The organism is Limibacillus sp. MBR-115 (assembly GCF_040549425.1).
GTDB classification, from domain to species: Bacteria; Pseudomonadota; Alphaproteobacteria; order Kiloniellales; family CECT-8803; genus Limibacillus; species Limibacillus halophilus.
On record NZ_JBEPTJ010000009.1, the window covers coordinates 154,049 to 160,947 of the forward strand.

The 6,899-nt window shown below is 54.8% G+C and carries 8 protein-coding genes; 1 reads left to right on the plus strand and 7 read right to left on the minus strand.

The genetic code is table 11. The features are described 5' to 3' along the window. Positions 1-74 precede the first annotated feature (74 nt). From ABIE63_RS16290 to ABIE63_RS16320, 7 genes are all read right to left on the minus strand, one after another. Positions 75-605, minus strand: coding sequence for a polymer-forming cytoskeletal protein (locus ABIE63_RS16290; RefSeq protein ID WP_354506066.1), 531 nt, complete (start codon positions 603-605; stop codon positions 75-77). A 62-nt stretch (positions 606-667) separates the two neighbouring features. Beyond that, positions 668-1,057, minus strand: coding sequence for a polymer-forming cytoskeletal protein (locus ABIE63_RS16295; protein WP_183416604.1), 390 nt, complete (start codon positions 1,055-1,057; stop codon positions 668-670). A gap of 72 nt (positions 1,058-1,129) precedes the next feature. Next, the gene (locus ABIE63_RS16300; RefSeq protein ID WP_354506070.1) at positions 1,130-2,077 is read right to left on the minus strand and encodes a tetratricopeptide repeat protein; all 948 of its coding nucleotides are present in this window, start codon (positions 2,075-2,077) and stop codon (positions 1,130-1,132) included. Positions 2,078-2,083: 6 nt separating this feature from the next. Further along, positions 2,084-2,431, minus strand: coding sequence for a glycosyltransferase family 2 protein (locus tag ABIE63_RS16305; RefSeq protein ID WP_354506073.1), 348 nt, complete (start codon positions 2,429-2,431; stop codon positions 2,084-2,086). A gap of 16 nt (positions 2,432-2,447) precedes the next feature. After that, a complete protein-coding gene (locus ABIE63_RS16310; protein ID WP_354506076.1) occupies positions 2,448-3,689 on the minus strand; it encodes an FAD-dependent oxidoreductase in 1,242 nt (413 codons plus the stop codon). Positions 3,690-3,837: 148 nt separating this feature from the next. Further along, positions 3,838-4,590 (minus strand): NYN domain-containing protein, encoded by a 753-nt coding sequence (locus ABIE63_RS16315; RefSeq protein ID WP_354506079.1) that lies wholly within the window; start codon positions 4,588-4,590, stop codon positions 3,838-3,840. A 184-nt stretch (positions 4,591-4,774) separates the two neighbouring features. Next, complete coding sequence (locus ABIE63_RS16320) at positions 4,775-5,176, minus strand: nuclear transport factor 2 family protein (RefSeq protein ID WP_354506082.1); 402 nt, start codon at positions 5,174-5,176, stop codon at positions 4,775-4,777. Positions 5,177-5,366: 190 nt separating this feature from the next. On the opposite strand from ABIE63_RS16320, the gene ABIE63_RS16325 reads away from it, so the two are divergent. Continuing rightward, positions 5,367-6,788, plus strand: a complete 1,422-nt coding sequence (locus tag ABIE63_RS16325) for a LuxR C-terminal-related transcriptional regulator (protein ID WP_354506085.1) — start codon at positions 5,367-5,369, stop codon at positions 6,786-6,788. Positions 6,789-6,899: the final 111 nt, after the last annotated feature.

The following is a 6,899-nucleotide window of genomic DNA, read 5'->3' on the forward strand; positions in this document are numbered from 1 at the left end:
ACCAACCTCCTACCTCGTCCTCTACGAGATAAAAACTGGCTCGGATCACAGCACCGGGTAATTAGTTGCTGTTTTTAGGGTTTGGATGAACTGCCGCTTGTTGCACTGCTGCCGGAAGAAGAAGCACCCGTCGAGCTACTATGACTTGGCGACGCGGTCGCTTGGCCGGTTGTGGCGCTGCTGGTACTTGCCGTCGCGGTACTGGCAGCAGGCTTGCTATTGCGTCTGCGAACATGGCCGTTCAAATAAGCGCCTGCCTCCACCGCCAGCGAGTCATGAACAACATCGCCCTCGATCCTCGCGTTTGCCGAAAGACTGACGGTCGCACCATCAATCTGCCCCTTGACGGTTCCATGAACATCGACCCGATCGGCGAGTATCGATCCCGATATGGTAGCGCCACGACCCACGGTCACCGTGGTCGCTTTGATATCACCGTCGATCTCGCCATCAATCTGCAGCTCACCGCGGCTGGCCAGATTGCCGACAACCTTCATATCCGATGCAATCACCGAACGGCCACCACCGGCGGGACGAGTCGTCCCTTCCCGCACCGATGCGGTGGTCTGGGCACTGGATTCTTCCGGTCGCTGTGGTTTGAACATTATCTTTTTCTCCCATTATGACTGTAGGTGCGACTGTCCCGATCAGTCCTCTCTAGATTTCATCACGCCATCTCAGCTTTGCGCGTCGGCCGCCAGGGTTTCAAGCCCTTTAGCTTGGCTCCGGACTCAACGACAATCTCATGATGATGAATCGTTCCCTCCACTTCGGCTGTGCTTTCGATGATCACACTATCCGCGTCCGCCCGGCCTACATAGTGTCCGGCAATACGAAATCGCAATACATCGACCTCGCCTTCCAACGACCCACCCGGTGCGATGTAGATATCGCCGGCCATGATGTCGCCCTGCATACGGCCGTGTATCTCCAATGATCCGGTTCCAGCCATGTGCCCTTCGAGCACAGCCGTATCGTCGAGCACTGAGTGCCCGCCGGACCGACCAGCGCGCGGCTGATCAGCGGCTGCGGGTTTTGCTTTCCATGGCAATTCCATCGTCAAATCGATCTCGACCCCAAGGGGATACGAACAGTGATGCTGCAGATTAGGCTGCCAGAGGCCTTTGGCTCAACAGGCTGATTGCATTTTTGCGATCATCGCCAAGAACGCTTCCGCTGAGCGCCGTTGCTGAGGGTATCCTAAAGCCAGTTCGGCAAGCGCTCGGGATTCGTCCAATCGATGTAATCCAAATGCCGCTCGGGCTCCCAGGAAAGCGAATTCTCCTTTCTTGGGGAAAAGGGATCTTCCGGAGTCAGCGATTTCTAGAGCGTCATCGAACTGCTTGTTCTTGATCAGGCAGTGCCCCTGCCGCAAGAGCGCCTGCGGGCTGTTCCGATCCAATTCAAATGCCTCTCCAAATAAACGGGCGGCATCGGCCATCTTTCCGTCGTGCATTAGCCGAAGACCGTCAGCAAACCGCATACGTGATATTATCATGCTCGTTCTGGGGTCCTTGAGCAGACTGTCGATCCCAGCTTGATCGATGGCCGCGTCCCCCTCGACGGGCATTTGCGAAAGAACCGGTAGCAATACCTCTCCATGCTTGGGTGCGTTCTCAAGCTCGAAATGCTTTGCAGTTTCAATGAACTTCCGCCCCCAGGCATCACAGGCCATCAATGCAAGCACCCGCATTTGTGGATTCTCAATATGTTCAGTCAGAACCCGCTTGGCCTGCGCAGAATGAATCCGCAGAGCATCGAGGCGCTTCGCTGGTGGCCATACTTTGCGGCCCGGAATCAGACTGTCAGGCCGCGTATGCTTGAGGTAAAGAGGGCGAGGCACCACGCATCCGCCGCCATAACACAACGCTTCCAGGCCCCAAAGAACCTCTGCTGCGAAACTGTCGTGGCGGTTGTAGCGCAACCTGTGCCCCTGTTTCAGGATGCCGGAGTCGGTTACGGCACGCAAAGGAAGGCCGCTTGCGCCTTTCAGATAAAACTGTAACAGGCGCTCATCCAGATTGCCGCGCAACTCCGTGGCGACTCCCAAATTCTCATTTGTCCCGAACTGCTGCATATGTGATTACGCGAAAACGCAATCTGGCGATTGCTTCAAAGCCTCCAGCAGCGCTGCGATGTAGTCCGGTTCCAGCAGGTCGTCATGCGGTAGTAACGCGAAGTACGGCGTATCGACCTGATCAAGCAGGAAGTTCACGTTCCCCGCCCAACCGAGGTTTCTTTCCTGAACCCAGATACGCATGCCACCCGGCGGGCTGTAGCCTCGGCAAATCGTTTCCGTGTCGTCGTCATTACTATCAATCGATACCAGCACACGAATTTCGGAGTGTGTTTGATTCAGCACCGAGTCCAGCGTTTGCCTTATGAAACCGGCGGCCCGGTAAGCTGGGATACAGATTGATACTTCTGCCATGGCTTTGCTGACCTCCTTAGCTCTCCGGGCAGATGCGCTCAGCGATCTGTTCGGCGAACAACGGTGCCATGCAATACTTGCCTGTATCGACCGAATGATAACGCCCGGCGCTGCGCGGGCCGATATCGAATCGCTGGTGCAACTGACTTTGTGGATCGTCGATATCTCCCTGGCCCCAAGCAAAAATCTGCCCGCCGCCGAGCTTAGTTTGCGCAGCCCGCAAGTCGAGATCGGCACAGGCTGGTACGAGCTGTGCGAGCCCTTTGATGATATCACTTTCTAGCTTCGCTCTGGCACTGTCGCAGAGCCCGAGCAAGGGATTGCTGGGAACCAGCGCCTGGGTGGACGCGATACAACCGGTCGGATACCAGGAGAGGTAGTAGCGGCCCTTGCCGAAGTTGACGATATCCCCGTAGGGGCCCAGTACGAAGGTGGTCGAAGGCAGCCTGGGATCATCGGTATCACAGAGGCTTTCCGTGTGCAGAGCCACCTTATAGCGAAATAGCCAGGGCCGGTCCGGTTTCCAGCCGAATGTCGCATCCAGCCTCAAGCGGTCACGCCAGGTGGCGTTGACAACCGCGTCGTAGGAATGTCGCTGACCGGGATCGGCAGTCAGTGAAATGCTGGGTGTACCCTTGTCGTCCTGTACGCAGGAGTCCACCCGTTGGCCGAGCAATACGGTGATCCCAGCTTCAGCCATAACAGCCTGGGTAAGACGCCTCGCCACCGCTTGAGGATCGACCGAACGCTCCCCGGTTTCAAAGACAGCCGCAACACGGTCTGTGTCAAAATCCCGTGCTGTCTCAGTGTCGTCAAGACGCCGAAAAATCCGCCTGTCGGAGAACCCGAAATAGGCGCGGCGCTGATCTTCATCATAGTGCTCGATGAGCGACTGTATGCTGGAAAAATGCGCATCAACCTGCTCAGGAGAAAGGAGAGAATCCCTATGAACCGCGTAGCGGAACGGAGTAGATATCTCGCTCTCCGTCAGTGTTCCGCCACTCCAACGGCTCAGCAATTCGCTGAAGCGTAGCGACCCTTTCATCAGGAAGGCGGCAGTCCGAGACGTGGGATCATTCCCAAAAACGAACCCTAGGTGAATTTTCCCTTCGTTCCACAGGCTGGCCTCGGAAATAAGGCACGCATTCTCCTCGAAGAGATCAATCTTGCAGCCGCGTTGGGCCAGCGCAAGAGACACACACAATCCCTGTATTCCACCGCCGATTACCGCGACGGATTTACCCTTTGCGACAGTCAATTCTTTCGCCCTTCAATCTCACGCAGTTGGCATTTGGCCTGCCAATTCTTCGCGAGCCAATCCGCCGCGTCAGATGCCGACGAACCGGAAGTTAGAATTGTAAGTAAGGTAAAGGGGATGTGATCGACCGACCAGTGGAATAAAGCGATCAACGCCTGGCAGTCTGGTCCTTCTTTGCCACTGATTTTTTGACACGAACTTGCATTGGTCCGTTTGTTGGGAGCTTTACCTCAAAGGAGCCTGCTGCCCGCAGCAGATCACTCAATTTCCTGAAGCCATAGGTCCGAGGGTCAAAATCCGGAGCTCCCTTTGAAAGTAAAGAGCCAACTTGGCTGAGGGTCACCCACCCGTCATCACTATCAATCTCAACGATAGCTTTTTTGATGGCTGGTGTTATCTCTTTGACCGGCCTGAGGTATGATTTTCCAACCGCTACGTTGGCTTCATCGTCGCCCACCGCAGCTTGCAGATTTTCCGTATAGATGAAGCGCTTGCAGGCCATACGAAAGCTCTCTGGCGTCTTTTGCTCGCCAAAGCCAATGACATCCACTCCCTGCTCCCTGATGCGCGCCGCCAAACGCGTAAAGTCGCTGTCGGAGGAAACCAAACAAAAGCCCTCGAAACGACCACTATGAAGTAGGTCCATAGCATCAATCACCAGCGTGATATCAGAGGCATTCTTGCCGGTGGTGTAGGCGAACTGCTGATGAGGAATGATAGCATGCTTGGACAACACATCAGCCCAGGCTTTCGAGCGAGCATGCGAAAAGTCGCCGTATATTCGGCGCACGCTGGCTTCACCCCACTTGGCGATTTCTTCAAATAGCCCATCCGCTATCTTTGCCGAGGCATTATCCGCATCTATGAGAACCGCAAGGCGCGGCGATCGAGGATCAGGCAATTTGATTCCAATGATGTCTGTTTAGAATGTCATTCATCTTGCGTAGAAAAGTCAGATCGGACAACGGAAAGGTTGTGCATTCAGATAAGCAACCATTCTAGATCGCAGGCACCCTGTTGCTTGGGCACAATCACAGGGATACTGACTTAAGTATCCCTGTCCCTTAGTGCATCAATATCGATCATTAGAACGCGGCTTTCCACTGCTCGGTATCGATAAACCAACGCTCTTCGGCAACCTTTCCATCAGAAAACCTGAAAAGCACGCTGAGCTGGCTTCCCTCAGGGACTCTTTCGCTCTTCCATTCGACGATCGACACCACTTCATCTCCGTCGCCGATTTGGCGGATAGAATCGATGCTGAAACCTACCGGCAAAGCAGCACCCAAGTTATCCAATACATCCCGGAACGCCGACTTCCCTTTCAATAGATCATTCTGGCCCGGCATTACGAAAACCATATCCTCGGTGTAATCCGCTACCACCGCATCCCAATCGCCCCGAGCAACGGCCTCCCAGCCTCGCTGAACGATCTCGGCGCTATTCACTCGATCATTGTTCATGTTTGCAGCCTTTGCGTAGGACATTTCCAACCTCCATACATTACAGTAGGTACACTTGTTAGACTACGACGCTTCAAACATGATTAGAATCAAGCAGTTGCAGTAATTGGCATCCTGCAAATGCTGTATTTTGCGACCGGTAATTTAGCTATAGTTCAGGAATGGGCGATCGTTACTAGAGGTTTCTTGTAGGAGCAGAGTGGAACATACCAAGGTGAAAATCGAACCGCTGAGCCCTAGAGAACAGGAAATTGCACAGGCTTTTGCCAACGGCGAAAGCTACAGGCAGGTTGCGGACCGGCTTTGCATCGCGCCTTCGACCGTAAGAACGCATTTAACAACTGTTTACCGTAAGCTAGGTGTTTCCTCGAAGTTGGAATTGCACAGGTTCTTCGAAACGACTAACGCAACTCTCGTTGATCGGCCCAAGTCGTTCCCAAGCCGGCCGGACAAGCCCTCAATCGCCGTGTTGGCCTTTGAAAACATGTCCGGCGACCCGGAACAGGAATTTTTCTCGGACGGCATATCAGAAGACATCATCACCGCGTTATCCCGATCTCCCTGGCTTTTTATCATCGCGCGCAACACAACGTTCACTTTCAAGGGCACCAACATCGATGTCCCGCAGATCGCCCGGGAGTTAGGCGTCAGGTATGTACTGGAAGGCAGCGTTCGCAAGGCCGGTAATCGGGTTCGCGTTACCGCGCAGCTCATCGACGGAACGACCGGCGGCCATATCTGGTCTGAACGCTACGACCGGCAACTTGCAGATGTCTTTGATCTCCAGGACGAGATTACCCGTAACGTCGTGGCATCCATACAAACCCGCGTTCAATTGACTGCGAGTGGCGCGGTCGAGCGTAGTACGCGCCCGGATCTAACGGTTTGGGAGTTGACAATGCGCGCCTGGCATTTGCTCTACGATTTCACGCCGGAAAGCTTCACAACCGCAAAAGTTCTGCTGAAACGCGCGCAGGACCACGCCCCCGAAAGCGCAGAAGCCAACATGGTCCTCGCGCTGATTCACCACCACAGTGCAATCCTGGGCTTTGCCGACGACTTCACCGAAACAATGACCCTTGCTCACGAATTGGCGCGCCGAGCAACACGACTGGACGGCAGGAACGAATATGCCCACTGGGCTCTAGGCATCACCTGCTGGGGTCTCCATAAGCACGAGGAGTCCATCGCGGCATTGGAACGCGCTGTGGAGCTAAACCCAAATTGTTCCCTCGCCTATGGTAGCCTAGGCACTGCACTGAGCTTGGTTGGCCGCTTGGAGGAGTCAATTGCCAATCAGGAAATCGCGATCCGGTCGAACCCCCGCGACCCCAGTATTTTCTTCCGCTTTACCGGAATCGCTCTCGCCCATTTTCTAGCCGGACGCTACGACACTTGCATTGAGTGGGCGAATCGCGCGGTCCATCGCATGCCACAATGGTATTTTGGACATTACCTTCTTGCCGCTGGCCATGTGATGTCTGATCGGCTGGAACAAGCGAGAGCTGCGATTGCCTACTGCCGCGAGGCCTTGCCCCACGCAAGCATCGCAGACCTCGATCGTGTACCTTTGAAGGACGCGACCAGAATGCAACAACTCCGCGACTGTTTGCGCCGGGCCGGACTACCGGAGTGAAGGGAACTGCTGGAAAGGGAAAGAAATGGCGTCCCCAACGGGAGCTGGCTCCTTCCACAGGCATCTAGCCAACATCGATATCCAACAGAATCAATAGCTTAATAAGGTACA

What these genes read in the sequence shown, in the direction of transcription:
- ABIE63_RS16320 (WP_354506082.1), bottom strand. Translation starts at nt 5,176, where the DNA reads ATGTCCTACGCAAAGGCTGCAAACATGAACAATGATCGAGTGAATAGC.
- ABIE63_RS16295 (WP_183416604.1), bottom strand. Translation starts at nt 1,057, where the DNA reads ATGGAATTGCCATGGAAAGCAAAACCCGCAGCCGCTGATCAGCCGCGC.
- ABIE63_RS16300 (WP_354506070.1), bottom strand. Translation starts at nt 2,077, where the DNA reads ATGCAGCAGTTCGGGACAAATGAGAATTTGGGAGTCGCCACGGAGTTG.
- ABIE63_RS16290 (WP_354506066.1), bottom strand. Translation starts at nt 605, where the DNA reads ATGTTCAAACCACAGCGACCGGAAGAATCCAGTGCCCAGACCACCGCA.
- ABIE63_RS16305 (WP_354506073.1), bottom strand. Translation starts at nt 2,431, where the DNA reads ATGGCAGAAGTATCAATCTGTATCCCAGCTTACCGGGCCGCCGGTTTC.